The organism is Neisseria sp. P0008.S010, from assembly GCF_051962715.1.
In the GTDB taxonomy this organism is placed as follows: domain Bacteria; phylum Pseudomonadota; class Gammaproteobacteria; order Burkholderiales; family Neisseriaceae; genus Neisseria; species Neisseria elongata.
Genome location: NZ_JBQCVA010000016.1, coordinates 1 through 14,578 on the forward strand (window position 1 = coordinate 1; position 14,578 = coordinate 14,578).

Genomic DNA, 14,578 nt, shown 5'->3' on the forward strand with positions numbered 1-14,578 from the left:
GTTGCTTCTTTGGATTAGGTTTTCGTATTTCATTTGGAAATTGTAAATCTTCAGGATACTTTCGCAAGAGGTCTATTTAAACTCGCGCCAAGCCATTTTTAAGTAGTAGAACATCGACCAGATGGTTAGGACGGCGGCGAGCGTCATCAATATGTTGCCGATAAAAATAAAATTCAGGCCGTGATAGTCGTTCATGCCTGCCAGCAGCAGCATGATGGCGGCCATTTGGGCGGTGGTTTTCAATTTGCCGATTTGGGCGACGGCCACGCTGCCGCGTTTGCCCATTTGCGCCATCCATTCGCGCAGTGCGGAGATGGTGATTTCGCGGCCGATGATGATCATGGCGAAGATGGCGTGGGTCCGGTGCAGGCTGACCAGCAGGATGAGGGCGACGGCCACCATGAGTTTGTCGGCAACGGGGTCGAGAAAGGCACCGAAGTCGGAAGTCTGTTTCCAGCGGCGGGCGAGAAAGCCGTCAAACCAGTCGGTTACGGCGGCGGCGGCGAAGATGAATACGGCCGTCCAGTTGACGGTTTGGGGGTCTAGCCAGCCTTTTGGCAGGTAGAACAGCAGGGTGAAGACGGGAATCAGCAGAACGCGCATCCAGGTGAGCAAGATTGGTATGTTCCACGGCATGGGTATTTCTTTCCGGCGGGTTTGTTGTTTTTAAAGGAGTGGTTTGCTGTGTGGTTTTCAGACGGCCTTGAGGCCGTCTGAAAAAGGGGAGGGGGCATTATAGCGGATTTGACGGCCGCTTCGGTTTTCATGGGGAAGGCTTTGTTTTAGAATGTTGCGCCGTTTGGACAGGCCGTCTGAAAGGTGCGGTTTGGTTTATTAGGATACACACATGTCTGTCAATCATTATGAAAATTTTCCAGTCGGCTCGATTATGCTGCCGCGCCGCCTCCGCAAGCCGGTTCATGCGGTTTATGCGTTTGCCCGTTATGCGGACGATGTTGCTGACGAGGGCGATGCGGACAATGATGCGCGTTTGGCGGCTTTGGCGGCTTTGCGTGCGGAGCTTGACCTTATCGGAACGGGTAGGGTGCCGCAGACGGCCTTGATGCGCCGTTTGTATGAGGAGGCGGTGTTGCCGTTCGGTTTGGATTTGCAGCCGTTTTACGATTTGTTGTCGGCTTTTGCCCAGGATGTGGTGAAAACGCGTTATCAGAATTTTGCCGAGTTGGCGGATTATTGCCGCCGTTCGGCCAATCCGGTGGGGCGGATTTTGTTGCAGCTTTACGGTGAAACGGATACCCGCAGCCTGGCGCGGAGCGATGGTATTTGTACGGCATTGCAGCTGATTAATTTTTGGCAGGATGTGGCGGTGGATTGGCGCAAGGGCAGGGTCTATATCCCGCAGGACGATTTGGCCAAATTCGGCGTTACCGAAGCGCAGATTGCGGAGGGTAGGGCGGATTTTGCCTTTCAGCGGCTGATGGCGTATCAATGCGGGCGGGCGTTTAAGATGCTTAAGGCCGGTGCGTCTTTGGGCCGGACGTTGAAAGGGCGGATCGGTTTCGAGTTGCGGATGATTGTGGTCGGCGGGCAGATTATTTTGCAGAAGCTCGACGGCTGCCGTTACAACGTTTTCGAGCAGCGGCCGGTGTTGGGTAAGAAAGACTGGTGGCTGATTGTGAAACGCGCCTTCCTTAAAAAGTAGGCCGTCTGAAAACGAATCCTGTAAAAATTAAGGCGAGATTTTGAACCGAATATGGAAAATACCGGCGCGGCGTTTGCCGTCCGGATGCTTGGCGGCTGCCGCGGCGTTGCTGCTGTCGGCCTGTGCGGGTTTGCCGGATTTGGCCGACCGCAGCGTTTCCGGCTATATCGATACGGACAGCGCGCCGCGCTTGGAAGCCGCGCTGCCGTCCGAGAGGCCGTCTGAAAAACAGGCGGGGCAGAGCGGTGTTTATTTGCTGGCCGACCCGCGTGATGCTTTTGTCGCCCGCGCCATGTTGATTGAACATGCCGACCGTTCGCTCGATATTGCCTATTACATCTGGCATGACGATGTATCGGGCAAAATGCTGTTCCAAATGCTGCAACGCGCCGCCCAAAGGGGCGTCCGCGTGCGCCTGCTGCTCGACGACAATAATACGCGCGGTATGGATGACGTGCTGGCGGCATTGGATGCCGAAGACAACATCGAAATCCGCCTGTTCAATCCGTTTCCCCACCGCAAAGTCCGCGCATTGGGCTATCTGACCGATTTCCCCCGCCTCAACCGCAGGATGCACAATAAATCGCTGACGGCCGACAATCAATACACCATTGTCGGCGGCCGCAATATCGGCGACGAATATTTCAATGTAACCACCGACATCGGTTTTGCCGATTTGGACGTGCTGGCCAAAGGCGAGGTGGCGGAAGACGTTTCGCGCGATTTCGACCGTTATTGGGCCAGCGGCTCCAGCTATCCGTTTTTCAGTATCGCGCCGCGTGCCGATGCCGAAAAAGGCCGTCTGAAACTGCACCGCTCCCGCCGCGACGATGCGGAAATCCGTGCCAGCTACCTCGACGAGCTTGCCGCTTCGCCGTTGGCCGCCGCCATATCGGAAGGCAATGTGCCGTGGCAGTACGCCGATGCGCGCCTCATCAGCGACGATCCCGCCAAAGGGCTGGCGCGCGATAAGGAGCTTCCCGCGATTGCCGACAGCCTGCTCGAGGCTTTGGGCAAGCCGGAAAAAAATGTCTTTATCGTGTCGCCTTATTTTGTACCCAGCAAATGGGGGATGGCGGCCTTGCGCGATTTGACGGCCAATAATGTGAAGGTAACGGTTTTAACCAACTCCCTGCGCGCCACCGACGTGGCCGCCGTGCATTCGGGCTATGCGCGTTACCGCAAAGACCTGCTGAATGCGGGCGTCGAACTGTATGAAGTCAAACCGGATTTCGCCCCGCCCAAGATTAGGGACAAAGGCCTGACCGGCAGTTCGACCACCAGCCTGCACGCCAAAACCTTTGTGGTGGACGGCAAGCGGGTGTTTATCGGTTCGCTCAACTTCGACCCCCGCTCCGCCCGTTTGAATACTGAAATGGGCATGGTTATCGACCATGCCGAGATTGCCGGCGACATGCGGCAGGAGTTGGAAAAAATCACGCCGCAATACGCCTACAAGGTGGTGATGGACAAACAGCGCAAACGCCTACGCTGGCAAGACCCGGACCGGCCCGACGTGTTGTTGAAAAACGAGCCCGACGCTGGGATTTGGAAGCGGATTATTTCCAATATTTTTTCGATATTGCCGATTGAAAAATTGTTGTAAGGATGAGGGGAATAAAGGCCGTTTGAAAGTTTGCCGCTTTCAGACGGCCTTCAAATCACGGGGCGGATGCACGGCATCAGTCATGCCGGACGGCTATGCGTTCGATGCAAATCGGCATGAGTGGTTTTTATGTCGTTGAAAAAATAAAATAATTATGTTTCAGACGACCTCACACGCCCAAATATCCTTCCCTGCTGGCAAGCCACCTTGCCAGATGCGCTTCGACGATTTCGGGGTTTTGTTCAATCAGCAAGGGGGCGATTTCGCGCGCCTGTTCCAAGAGGTGCAGGTCTTCTTCGAGGTTGGCGAAACGCAGCATGGGGACGCCGCTTTGGCGCGCACCGAGAAATTCGCCAGGGCCGCGGATGTTGAGGTCTTGACGGGCGATTTCGAAGCCGTCGGTGTGTTCGTAGATGACTTTCAGCCGCGCTTTGGCGAGTTCGCTCAAGGGTTCGGCAAACAGGAGGACGCACACGCTTTCTGCCGCGCCGCGCCCTACCCGCCCGCGTAATTGGTGCAGCTGCGCCAAGCCCATGCGCTCGGCGTGTTCGATTACCATCAGGGCGGCATTGGGCACATCTACGCCGACTTCGATGACGGTGGTAGCGACCAAGACATTCAGACGGCCTGCGGCAAACTCCGCCATGACTTCGGCTTTTTCGGCGGCCTTCATGCGCCCGTGTACCAAGCCGATGTTGAGTTCGGGCAAAGCTGCCTGAAGCTGCTCGAGGGTTTCAGTGGCGGTTTGCAGTTGCAGGGTTTCGCTTTCTTCAATCAGCGGGCAGACCCAGTATGCCTGCTGCCCTTTGCGGCAGATGTTGAGGACGAAGCCTTCGACTTCGGCGCGGCGGATATTGTTGACGAGGCGGGTTTTAATCGGGGTGCGCCCGGGCGGCAATTCGTCGATGACGGACACGTCCAAGTCGGCGAAAAAACTCATGGCGAGCGTGCGCGGGATGGGCGTGGCGGACATCATCAGCTGGTGTACGTCGCGCCCTTTGTTTTTGAGGGCGAGGCGTTGGGCGACGCCGAAGCGGTGTTGTTCGTCCACAATCACCAAGCCGAGATTTTGGAACTCGACGTCGTCTGAAAACAGGGCGTGCGTGCCGACGGCGATTTTGACGGTGCCTTCGGCGAGTTTGGCTTTGGCTTCGTCTTTGGCTTTTTTGCGCTGGCTGCCGGAGAGCCAGACAACTTCGAGTCCTAAAGGTTCGAGCCATTGTTTGAACTTGATGAAATGCTGTTCGGCAAGGATTTCGGTCGGCGCCATCACGGCCGCCTGCGCGCCGGATTCGATGGCGGTCAGCGCGGACAAGGCGGCGACGATGGTTTTGCCGCTGCCGACATCGCCTTGAAGCAGGCGGTGCATGGGGTGGGTTTGCGCCATGTCGCGGCGGATTTCGGACACGACTCTTTCTTGCGCATCGGTCAGGGCAAACGGCAAGGCGTGGCGCAGGGCTTGGGTCAATGTGCCGTCGCCGCCCAATGCCGCCGCCGTACCGCTGACGCGCTTCTGCCGCGCCAGCCGCATGGAAAGCTGTTGCGCCAAAAGTTCGTCGAATTTGAGCCGCTGCCATGCGGGCAACGCGCCGTCGGAAAGCTGGTGGATGGTGAAACTCGGCGGCGGCGAATGCAAAAGGCGCAGGCTTTCGGCGAGGTGCGGCAGTTTCAGACGACCCAATAAAGCATCGGGCAGCGTGTCGTGCAGCGGCGTAACGTCCAACGCCGTCTGAATGATGCGGCGTAAAGTGGGCTGATTCAAACCGTTTACGGTCGGATAGACAGGCGTGAGGCTTTCCGCCAAACCGCTGCTCTCGGCATCACGGATTTTGGGATGAATCATCTCGTCGCCGTGAAACCCGTGTTTGATTTCGCCCACGGCGCGGATGCGTTTGCCGACCGCCATCTGTTTCTGATTACTGGCATAAAAGTGGATGAAACGCAAAAAAAGGACGCTGCCGGAACCGTCGGCAATTTGGACAATCAACTGCTTGCGCGGTTTGAACGTTACTTCCTGATGGATGACCTCGCCCTCGACCTGACACGGTACGCCAATCGGCGCGTCTTTAATCGGCATGATGTGCGTCTCGTCCTCGTAACGCAGCGGCAAATGCAAAACCAAATCCCATGCGGTGTTGAGGTTGAGTTTGTCGAGCTTCTTGGCGGAAACGTCGGTGATTTTGAGCTGTTTCTGGGTTTCGGGCGTCATCATGGCTTTGTCCTTTAATGGCGCGTATTTTAGCTGAAAGGCCGTCTGAAAATGTTTTTTCAGACGGCCTCAATGCACGAACCCGCAGTTTCGGGCTGCGGGTTCGTGCGTTGGTTCGGTTTTTGAGTATCGATGAAAAGGCCTATATCGTATATGAAGTCTCCATGAAACAGATTGATTGGGATAACTGAAATGCAGGTGTTTAATGACCCGACCGCTTAGTCGGTATGGGTATTATAGAGTAATGATAATAATTATCAAGACTTATTTTAAGAATATTTTTGATATATGCATAATAATATGATTTTTAAAAGAATAAAATTTAATAAAATACAACGGGAGCAGTATCCGCGTATCGGAAAAAAGCCGTTTCGCGTATAATCCGCCCCTTTTGTACCGCAAACCGTTATCAAAAAATGCACAACGATATTTCACAAACCGTCCGCCGCGACCTGCTCGCCGCCAACGGCCTGTCGCCCGAAGACCTTTCCCGCAGCCTGTCCACCATCGGCACGCACCACGTCGATTATGCCGACATCTACTGCCAGCGCACCGCCTTCGAAAGCTGGCACTTGGAAGAAGGCATGGTCAAATCGGGCAGTTTCCAAATCGACCAGGGCGTGGGCGTGCGCGCGGTGTCGGGCGAGAAAACCGCCTTTGCCTACGCCGACAGCCTGAACGCCGACAGCATCCGCCGTTCCGCCGAAACCGTGCGCGTCATCGGCGCGGCCGGACGTGAGGCGCACATCAGAACGCCGTCTGAAAAATACGGCAAAGCGGTGCATCAAACCGCCAATCCGATATACAGCCTGGATTCCGCCGCCAAAGTCGCCCTGCTTCACCGTGTGGAAGAGTTGGCCAAGGAGGCCGATCCGCGCATCGTGCAGGTGATGGCTGGGCTGACCTGCGAATACGACCTGATTTACATCGCCCGTTTGGACGGCCGCCACGCCGCCGACATCCGCCCATTGGTGCGCCTGAGCATTACCGTCATCGCCAAACAGGGGGAGCGGCGCGAAATGGGCAGCGTGGGCGGCGGAGGACGTTTCGACCTGTCTTATTTCAGCGACAAATTAGTAACGGAATATGTAAACGCCGCCGTGCAGCAGGCATTGGTCAATCTCGAAGCGCGCCCCGCGCCGGCAGGGCTGATGAAAGTCGTTTTAGGCAGCGGCTGGCCGGGCGTATTGCTGCACGAAGCCGTCGGGCACGGCTTGGAAGGCGATTTCAACCGCAAGCAAACCAGCGCGTTTTCCGGAAAAATCGGACAGCGGGTGGCCGCCAAAGGCGTTACCGTCGTTGACCAGGGCGATATAGCCGACCGTCGCGGTTCGCTCAATATCGACGACGAAGGCAACGAAACCGGCCGTACCGTACTCATCGAAGACGGCATTTTGGTCGGCTATATGCAGGACGAAACCAACGCCCGACTGATGGGCGTGCAATCCACCGGCAACGGCCGCCGCGAAAGCTACGCCTCCGCCCCCATGCCGCGCATGACCAACACCTTTATGGAAAACGGCGGCCACGACCCCGAAGAAATCATCGCCTCGCTCAATAAAGGCATTTACGCCGTCAATTTCGGCGGCGGTCAGGTGGATATTACCAGCGGCAAATTCGTGTTCAGCGCGTCGGAAGCGTGGTGGGTGGAAAACGGCAAACTGCAATATCCCGTCAAAGGCGCGACCATAGTCGGCAACGGCCCGGAAGTGTTGAAACACGTTTCCATGATAGGCAACGACAGCGCGCTGGACAAAGGCGTGGGCGTGTGTGGCAAAGACGGGCAGAGCGTGCCGGTCGGCGTCGGCCAGCCTACTTTGCGGATTGATGCCGGTCTGACTGTGGGCGGCAGCGAGGCTTAGGCTAAGGGTCGGTGAAAATCTAAAGAGGCCGTCTGAAAAACAGTTTTCAGACGGCCTCTTGTTTGTGCCGGTGCAACGGCACGGACTTTAAAACCAAGCGGAAACAGTGGCGAACAGCCAGGAAAGGCCGCTCCAAGTCCATTTGGCCAACGCTATGGTTCCCCAAGTCATCAAAACCAGCATGACGAGGCCGAAGAAATCCGGCAGGTGCAGATAAAGCCAAGTGGCGGCAGGTTTGCGCCAGAAGGCAGACTGTGCCTGTTTCTTTTCCAGCCCCGCGTGCATAAACGGGCGTTCCAAATGCAGGCTGGTGTCGATGCCGTATTCGCTGCGGACATGCTCGTTGACGATTTTCATTGTGCGGAAGGTCGGTTGCAAAAAGATATCGATCAGCGTGCCGACAACCGGAATCATGCCCAGCAGCATATCGGCCAAAGCAAGATAAACCGCCGGCCGCATTTTTTCTTCCGGTACGCCCAGTTCCCTGCCCATGCGGAAGGCTTTGAGCGTCAGCAGCAGGCCGGCGATGTCGCCGACAAATGGGATGAGCGACAAAAGCGCGTCTATGCCGATACCTTGTTTCGTAAACGGGATGCAGAACAGGCTGTCCATGGTGTTGGCGTATTTGGCCAGATGGCGTTCGCGGCGGATGATTTCCTGCCGATCAAACGGGGCGGGGGTGTTGTTCATGATGTATTCCTTATGTGATGCGGTGTTTTTTGTGCGGCAGTAAAGCTGTGCATTTTATTTCATTGTGCGGATTTTGAGGTACAGAGACGTTGGAGATGCGAAACGCCCGTTGCGTGCTTTTCCAGTGCGGCCGCAAGCGGTTTTCAAGATGCCGTCAGTTTGGTGTTGCCGATCCGAAAGGGTAGGGTTGGGTTGGAAGGGCGGATTGAGGCCGTCTGAAAGGTATTTCTATTTTTCAGACGGCCTTTTTTATTCTTTGCCGTGCAGTATGGCGGCAAATTTTTCGGGCAGTCTGCGGACGCGTTGCGCGGTATAGTCGAAAGCGGCCAGATGACATTGGACGGTGGCAATCAGTGTTTGGTCGCGCAGGCGGAGCAGGGAGGCATCGCAGCGGAAACCGCCCGCACTGATTTCGGCCGTGCCGAGGCCGATTTGCAGTTGGTCGCCGTGCATGGCCTGTGCCCGATATTGGATGGAGGCGCCGGTCATGATCAGGCCGCAGCCGCCGATGTCGAATTCGCTGTATCCATGCTCAGCCAACCAGCAGATGCGCGCTTCGTGAACCATGCGTAAGACGGCATCGTTGGACAGATGGTTGCCGTAGTTCAAATCGCCGATTTGCACGCTGAGGCCGGTTTGATAGAGGATCGATTCGGGCGGGGAGATGTTGAGGCGGGGCATGTGGTTTATTGGGAGGGTCGTGAAAGGTTGAGGGCGGTTACTTCCAGATGTCGTTCTGCCGTTTGGTTTCGGATTTTATCGCCAGGCTGTATTTTGTAGAGAGGCCGTCTGAAAGATTCCGCTTTTAAATGGAGCGGAATCTTTCAGACGGCCTTCGGATGCTTAGAACAGGTTGTCGTTGCTTCCGTTATCGTTGGCTGTGTTGCCGTCATATTGCGGCATGTTGCCGACGGAAGATGCGGGAGTGCCGTTCTGCGGGATGTCGGCATCGATTTCGATTTCGCTGCCTTCAGGCAGGATTTGTTCGGCAGGCGGAGGAGTTTGCGGTTTCGGTGCAGCCGCTTTCGGTTTGCTTAGACTGCCTGAGCCGGAAGTCCATGCCAGCGAGGTCAGATTGCCGCTGATTTTGCCTTTTCCTGCGCCGCAGGTCAGACAGTTCAGCGTGCCGGTCCGCGCTTTCAATATGGCATTTATGCGTTTGTCCGATACGGTTTTGCCGTTGGCCTGCGCCCATGCGTTGATGCTTTTGTGCAAGGCGGCCGTATTCAGGTTTTTCTTGTTATAAGGATCGCGGTAGGCGGCCAGCCAGAGGTTGCCGGCACCGTCTACATTGAGGGCGGCCATTTGATAAATGACATCGGCCGGCGAGCCCGTGGTAATGGTTTTGGCAAATTGGAGGGCGTCGGGGGACTTCATCCGCACGCAGCCGTGGCTGCGTACGCCAGGGACGCTTGCCGGGGCGTTTGTACCGTGGATGCCGAGGCCGAGTTTGGGATCGCCCAGGCGGACAAATACAGGGCCGAGCGGATTTTTCGGTCCGGGCGGGATGGAGGTTACGCCGTTGTTCAGTTCTTTTTGAATTGATTTCGGGATGTGCCAGGTGGGGTTGAAGGCTTTGGCGCCGATTTTGTGCGAACCGAGGTTGGTTTGCGTCATCGCTTTACCCACTGCGACAGGATAAATTTTCGCCAATTTGCCGTCTGTGTAGAGGAAAAGGCGTTGCTGAGGGATATTGATAACGACGTGGTGGCCTTGTGAAACAGGCGCGACATCGGGAACGGACGTGTTGGCCAAAGCCGGGACAGCCGCCAGTAGAAATAGACTGAATCCTAATTTTTTCATGATGTTGTTTGCCGACAGTGTTTGTGAGGTGCGGCATCATACCGCAACTGTCGGTAATTTGTGGGAAAATGTCGTTTTTTTGTTCGGTTTTGGTGTGCGAGCGTGGCATTATGGCAATAGTGATGAAAAAGCAGGCTGATTCACAAGGTGAAAAGAGTGAGGTGTTTGAGGCCGATGTGGTTGGTTTGGATCATGAAGGGCGCGGCATTGTCAGGCGGTCGGGGAAGGCTGTGTTCGTTCACAACGCGCTTCCGGGGGAGCGGGTTGCCTGCCGTGTTGTTCGGACAGACAAGCGTTTCGATGTGGCAGATGCTGTGGAAATTTTGCGTCCGTCGGGATATAGGCAGGATGCACCATGTCCGGATTATGGGGAGTGTGGCGGCTGCTCCATGCAGCATATTGAATTTTCGGCGCAGGTGTCGTTTAAGCAGAGGGTGGTGGAAGAGCAATGTGCGCGGCTCGGCAAGATATCACCCGATCAGATTTTGGCACCGATTTACGGTCTGCCGTGGCATTATCGCGAACGCGGCAGGTTGAGCGTTCAAGTAGACGAACAAGGCCGTCTGAAAATAGGATTCCGTTCGAAAAAGAGTAATCGTATTGTTGCTTTGAAACAGTGTGCCGTTTTACCTCAACATCTTTCGGCAGCTTTGCCCAAGCTGCATATGGGCTTGCAGCCATTTTCAGGGAATTTGGAAGGTATAGAGTTCGCGGTGGCGGAAGGGAAAACGGCCCTGTGCCTGATTGTGCTCCGCGGGCCGTCTGAAAAAGAAATGAAATGTTTGCAGGCATTGGTTGAGGCATTCGGGGATGCATGGCTGTGGAGTTGGAGAAGTAAAAACGGGATGCGCCAGGCATTGCGGCCGGAAGGGGGCGGGCTGATTTACAAGCTTCCCGATTTTAATTTGAAAATGTCGTTTGAAGTAGGCGGGTTCACTCAGGTCAATGCGAAATTGAATAATTTGATGGTGAAAAGGGCAATGGATTTGCTTCAGCCGTCGCCGGGAGAGAGGCTTGCCGATTTGTTTTGTGGTTTGGGTAACTTCACTTTGCCGATTGCCCGTAGCGGTGCCCAAGTATTGGGAGTTGAAGGGTTGCCCGATTTAGTGAATCGGGCCAAACAGAATGCCATGGCTAATCATTGTCAAGGATATGTCGATTTCAGAGTGGCGGATTTATTCAAAGTGAATCCCAGTGCATTGGATGATTGGTGTAATGTGGATAAAGTGTTATTGGATCCGCCGCGTGCCGGTGCTCATGCCGTGATTGAAATGCTTACGCAGGCACGGCGGCTGCATCGGATAGTGTATGTTTCATGCAATCCGGCTACTTTTGTAAGGGATGCTGCGCTATTGGTTGGAAAAGGTTATAGATTCAAGTTATTAGGAGTGATGAATTTGTTTTCGCAGACTGCGCATGTTGAGTCAATCGGTTGCTTTGATAGATAAACGGCGTGTTTAATTAAGTAAAACGTTGAAATAAAGGTTCGGTTTTTTGTAAGTCATGCTATTATGACAGGCTAAGGGATTAACAATCCGTAACAAAAATATGTAGTTTGTATTTTTAAGGTTGCAAGGGTTGTTTTCGAATATGCCATATGTTGGGAGATATTCTTGGATTACGCGCTTATATTGGGAGTGCTCGCAGTTGTTGTGCTAATCTTTATTATGCTGAAACAGCGTAGTAAAGAGAAAGCATCAGTCAAAAATAACCAGTCATCAACTAGGCGGGCGAATAATAACGATGATACTGAGGAACAGGCTGATTCAGATGTTTGGGTCAGTCAGGTGAATACCTCAGTTTCCGATGCAGATCAGAGTTGGGAGTGGGATACCAATAACACTGATTTGTCTACTGCTTCAGTATCTGCTCAGGAAGTGGATCCTCTTACCGAATACCAAGTCTATAAGCAGTTCGGTTATGAGGATAAGGCAGCAGCTTCTTTGGCAAGTTATTTGAACAATCTAAAATCCGATGCACCTGAAAAATTGGTTAGCGAGTTGGCTGGCCTTTGTTTAAATATCGGGGATGTTGACTTGTTGTCTTCAACCTTGGAGCGGCATGCTTCAGTTCTGCCGCAAACGGCTTTAGCTGAATATATTAAAGCTGGTTTGGGTCTTGATTCCAACCACTTGGGCTTGCGAGTATTAGCAGAATCCAAGTTGAATTGGAGTATGCAGGAAGTGGCTCGTCAGATAGGCGAGCAGACAGGTCTTGATGTTTCTGATTCGGATAGTAGTTCATACAATTCGTCACCAGCTGTGGAAGTTACAGTCAATAATAATGGCCGTGAAGTTAAACGCATGACTAAGCGGAGTCCGTTAATTATTGGTAAGGCTGAGGTTGGTGATATGACCGAGGAGGAAATGAGTGCGGTTATTGGTTTTGTGAAGCCTGAAAAATCAGCAAAATTGATAAAAGACCAAGTTAATTATGAAACTGCCTTACAGCAATATAATAAAGCAATTCAAAAAGCAGAGAAACCCGCAGGGTTAATTATTGATGCTTTAAAATTAGATTATCAACATTCTAATGTTAATGAATTTGCGGCTCATTTATGGAAACTGTATTACTCCTTGGGTTCTAACGGACGTCAAGTAAAAGAACGTATGCTAGGTTGGGGTTACAGTTTGGGACAGCATGAGGTGTTTGATAATTTAGAGAAAGCACCGACTGAACAACAAATTCGTGAAATTGGATTGAAGCGGGGATATTTACAAGCCGTATCACGTCAGGCAAAAATTAAGTATCGGGAATTGGTCCAGAGGAATGATTCTATTCTAAATGAAAGTACTTCTCCTGCTGAGCTGGCATTGAAAGAAGTTGAATCTTTGTTAATGTATGGCCAGCTTGAGCAAGCAATTTCTACATTGGAGCAGGCCGTTCTGCAATACCCTCAAGAGTCTCAGTTGTACATAATGTTGTTTGATCTATATGAACGATCAGAGGATTGGGTAAGGTTAGGGAAGTTCTTAAGGTTGCTGCGAGAAAGGGAGGCTAATCTGCCAGAGGAAGTTGTTTTGGCTATTAGTCAATTACAGCAGCGCATTCATCGTAATTCAAATAAATAAAAGAGTGCAGAATAATGGATAATTTAATACCGAAAGTAAAGACAGTACGGGTTAGTCTGCAGGAAATGGGTGAGCAACAACATGCTGTTTTTAGAATGGCATTTAAAATGCATAACACAACTAATTATGAAATTGTGGATGCAGGCTCTACTGTTAAACCGGACATGGTATTAGTTGACGTGGATGGTAGTAAGGGGATGCTGGCTTGGCATGAGGCAAAGAAAAATCATCTAGATATACCTGTAGTTGTGTTTTCGGTTAATGAGCCGATTGTAACTGCTCCCTATCTACCTAAACCTGTTAAATTTGACACATTATTTCCGCTCCTGAGAAGTTTGGCTCAGGGTGGTAACGTTGTTGAGCCAAAACAACAGGCAGTGATTAATTCACAGCAGCCAGAAAAAGTGTCAGGCCCCTCTAGACATAATGATAAAAAGACAACAATTCGCCGTTTTAATCCTCAGCGTGGTTTGTTAGGTGCATTAAGGGCATCTAGTGAGCGACAGCAAGATACGGCGGTATTGGTTGATGGTAAGCCAGTCCTCATTGTATTCCCTAGTATTCAACGTGTACTCTTAACTGTTAGCGCAGAAGAGTTGGAAAAAATGTGCCGTGATGATCATCTTGCAGTTATTTGTAAGACAGTTCCTGATAATCCTCAATGGAAAGAAAAGGCTAAAGTTACCATTATGTCTTGTTTATGGCAGATGGCGATATGGACTGCTCAAGGCAGGTTAGTATTTCCGATGACTCCACAAACAGTATTTACTTTAAAACGTTGGCCTAATTTAACTAGGTTAGCTCCAGTTCCTGAGTCTATGCGATTATCTGCATTTTTGACTAAAACATCAGTTAACTTAAATATTTTATATAAAGTAATGCCGTTAGATATGGTAGATATTTTGAATTATTTGGCAGCTACATATGTTACAGGATATTTAGCAACAGATAATGAATTTTCTGTTCAAGGAAATAGAGAATTAACGACTGATACTGTAAATGTTAATACCCATGTTCCTGATAATAAAATGTCTAAAGACGCACTAACTGCTGTAACACCGTCTCAAAATCAGCCTCGTGGATTACTCCAGAGGTTGATGCGGAAATTATCAGGTGGCAAATAAGGATTAAATATAATGAAGGAAAATAAAATCATATTTACTGGGCCTGTGGGCGTTGGTAAGACTACAGCAATCGCTGCTTTGTCTGATGATCCTCCTGTAAAAACAGATGCACGTGCATCCGATATGACTTTGGTTCGTAAGGGACATACGACAGTTGCAATGGATTATGGCGTTATCCGGTTAGATGGAGATACTAAAGTTCATTTATATGGCACTCCCGGACAAGAACGATTTAATTTTATGTGGGAGATTTTAAGTAAAGGAAGCATGGGGTTAATTCTGTTATTGGATAATACTCGGGCTAACCCTTTAAAAGATTTAAATTTTTTTCTAGATGCATTTAAAGATTTATTAAAAATAGCACCATTGGTAGTAGGCGTAACCAAGATGGACGTCCGGTCATTGCCAGGTATTGATGTTTATCAAAAATATTTGGCCCAACATAATTTTAATGTTCCTGTTTTTGAAGTGGATGCGCGCCAAGAAGAAGATGTAAAACAATTGGTTAGTGCGATGTTATTCTCAATTGATCCTGGGTTAGAGGCATAAG

The 14,578-nt window shown here is 51.7% G+C and carries 13 protein-coding genes; 8 read left to right on the forward strand and 5 right to left on the reverse strand.

Annotated elements, in window-relative coordinates; all coding sequences use genetic code 11:
• Nucleotides 1-72: 72 nt before the first annotated feature.
• On the reverse strand, nt 73-636 hold the full coding sequence (gene pgsA, locus ACTHSL_RS05820; protein ID WP_049248789.1) for a CDP-diacylglycerol--glycerol-3-phosphate 3-phosphatidyltransferase: 564 nt from the start codon (nt 634-636) through the stop codon (nt 73-75).
• A 211-nt stretch (nt 637-847) separates the two neighbouring features.
• Here pgsA and hpnC point away from each other — a divergent pair, with 211 nt between their 5' ends.
• Together hpnC and ACTHSL_RS05830 are read left to right on the forward strand one after the other, a co-directional pair.
• The gene (gene hpnC / locus ACTHSL_RS05825; RefSeq protein WP_440380696.1) at nt 848-1,663 is read left to right on the forward strand and encodes a squalene synthase HpnC; all 816 of its coding nucleotides are present in this window, start codon (nt 848-850) and stop codon (nt 1,661-1,663) included.
• A 73-nt stretch (nt 1,664-1,736) separates the two neighbouring features.
• Nucleotides 1,737-3,269, forward strand: coding sequence for a phospholipase D family protein (locus tag ACTHSL_RS05830; RefSeq protein WP_440380697.1), 1,533 nt, complete (start codon nt 1,737-1,739; stop codon nt 3,267-3,269).
• A gap of 169 nt (nt 3,270-3,438) precedes the next feature.
• On the opposite strand, the gene recG is transcribed toward ACTHSL_RS05830, so the two are convergent.
• Nucleotides 3,439-5,481: an ATP-dependent DNA helicase RecG gene (gene recG, locus ACTHSL_RS05835; RefSeq protein ID WP_440380698.1), complete on the reverse strand. Its 2,043-nt coding sequence runs from the start codon at nt 5,479-5,481 to the stop codon at nt 3,439-3,441.
• 14 nt (nt 5,482-5,495) lie between these two features.
• Here recG and ACTHSL_RS05840 point away from each other — a divergent pair, with 14 nt between their 5' ends.
• Complete coding sequence (locus ACTHSL_RS05840; RefSeq protein WP_204813381.1) at nt 5,496-5,669, forward strand: hypothetical protein; 174 nt, start codon at nt 5,496-5,498, stop codon at nt 5,667-5,669.
• A gap of 225 nt (nt 5,670-5,894) precedes the next feature.
• Nucleotides 5,895-7,340: a metalloprotease TldD gene (tldD, locus tag ACTHSL_RS05845; protein ID WP_440380699.1), complete on the forward strand. Its 1,446-nt coding sequence runs from the start codon at nt 5,895-5,897 to the stop codon at nt 7,338-7,340.
• 87 nt (nt 7,341-7,427) lie between these two features.
• Here tldD and ACTHSL_RS05850 read toward each other — a convergent pair whose 3' ends face one another.
• From ACTHSL_RS05850 to ACTHSL_RS05860, 3 genes are all read right to left on the reverse strand, one after another.
• Nucleotides 7,428-8,030: a DUF4112 domain-containing protein gene (locus tag ACTHSL_RS05850; RefSeq protein WP_440380700.1), complete on the reverse strand. Its 603-nt coding sequence runs from the start codon at nt 8,028-8,030 to the stop codon at nt 7,428-7,430.
• 249 nt (nt 8,031-8,279) lie between these two features.
• Nucleotides 8,280-8,711: an acyl-CoA thioesterase gene (locus ACTHSL_RS05855; protein WP_440380701.1), complete on the reverse strand. Its 432-nt coding sequence runs from the start codon at nt 8,709-8,711 to the stop codon at nt 8,280-8,282.
• A 162-nt stretch (nt 8,712-8,873) separates the two neighbouring features.
• The gene (locus ACTHSL_RS05860) at nt 8,874-9,833 is read right to left on the reverse strand and encodes a L,D-transpeptidase (RefSeq protein ID WP_440380702.1); all 960 of its coding nucleotides are present in this window, start codon (nt 9,831-9,833) and stop codon (nt 8,874-8,876) included.
• A 122-nt stretch (nt 9,834-9,955) separates the two neighbouring features.
• On the opposite strand from ACTHSL_RS05860, the gene rlmD reads away from it, so the two are divergent.
• The 4 genes from rlmD to ACTHSL_RS05880 all read left to right on the forward strand — a co-directional run bounded on the left by rlmD (nt 9,956) and on the right by ACTHSL_RS05880 (nt 14,577).
• Nucleotides 9,956-11,281 (forward strand): 23S rRNA (uracil(1939)-C(5))-methyltransferase RlmD, encoded by a 1,326-nt coding sequence (rlmD, locus tag ACTHSL_RS05865; protein ID WP_440380703.1) that lies wholly within the window; start codon nt 9,956-9,958, stop codon nt 11,279-11,281.
• 219 nt (nt 11,282-11,500) lie between these two features.
• Nucleotides 11,501-12,904, forward strand: coding sequence for a 23S rRNA methyltransferase (locus tag ACTHSL_RS05870; protein ID WP_440380732.1), 1,404 nt, complete (start codon nt 11,501-11,503; stop codon nt 12,902-12,904).
• 14 nt (nt 12,905-12,918) lie between these two features.
• Nucleotides 12,919-14,028, forward strand: a complete 1,110-nt coding sequence (locus ACTHSL_RS05875; protein ID WP_440380704.1) for a response regulator — start codon at nt 12,919-12,921, stop codon at nt 14,026-14,028.
• 12 nt (nt 14,029-14,040) lie between these two features.
• On the forward strand, nt 14,041-14,577 hold the full coding sequence (locus ACTHSL_RS05880) for a GTP-binding protein (RefSeq protein ID WP_440380705.1): 537 nt from the start codon (nt 14,041-14,043) through the stop codon (nt 14,575-14,577).
• Nucleotide 14,578: the final 1 nt, after the last annotated feature.

What these genes read in the sequence shown, in the direction of transcription:
- pgsA (WP_049248789.1), bottom strand. Translation starts at nt 636, where the DNA reads ATGCCGTGGAACATACCAATCTTGCTCACCTGGATGCGCGTTCTGCTG.
- ACTHSL_RS05880 (WP_440380705.1), top strand. Translation starts at nt 14,041, where the DNA reads ATGAAGGAAAATAAAATCATATTTACTGGGCCTGTGGGCGTTGGTAAG.
- ACTHSL_RS05860 (WP_440380702.1), bottom strand. Translation starts at nt 9,833, where the DNA reads ATGAAAAAATTAGGATTCAGTCTATTTCTACTGGCGGCTGTCCCGGCT.
- rlmD (WP_440380703.1), top strand. Translation starts at nt 9,956, where the DNA reads ATGAAAAAGCAGGCTGATTCACAAGGTGAAAAGAGTGAGGTGTTTGAG.
- hpnC (WP_440380696.1), top strand. Translation starts at nt 848, where the DNA reads ATGTCTGTCAATCATTATGAAAATTTTCCAGTCGGCTCGATTATGCTG.
- tldD (WP_440380699.1), top strand. Translation starts at nt 5,895, where the DNA reads ATGCACAACGATATTTCACAAACCGTCCGCCGCGACCTGCTCGCCGCC.
- ACTHSL_RS05855 (WP_440380701.1), bottom strand. Translation starts at nt 8,711, where the DNA reads ATGCCCCGCCTCAACATCTCCCCGCCCGAATCGATCCTCTATCAAACC.
- ACTHSL_RS05875 (WP_440380704.1), top strand. Translation starts at nt 12,919, where the DNA reads ATGGATAATTTAATACCGAAAGTAAAGACAGTACGGGTTAGTCTGCAG.
- recG (WP_440380698.1), bottom strand. Translation starts at nt 5,481, where the DNA reads ATGATGACGCCCGAAACCCAGAAACAGCTCAAAATCACCGACGTTTCC.
- ACTHSL_RS05870 (WP_440380732.1), top strand. Translation starts at nt 11,501, where the DNA reads ATGCTGAAACAGCGTAGTAAAGAGAAAGCATCAGTCAAAAATAACCAG.
- ACTHSL_RS05840 (WP_204813381.1), top strand. Translation starts at nt 5,496, where the DNA reads ATGGCGCGTATTTTAGCTGAAAGGCCGTCTGAAAATGTTTTTTCAGAC.
- ACTHSL_RS05850 (WP_440380700.1), bottom strand. Translation starts at nt 8,030, where the DNA reads ATGAACAACACCCCCGCCCCGTTTGATCGGCAGGAAATCATCCGCCGC.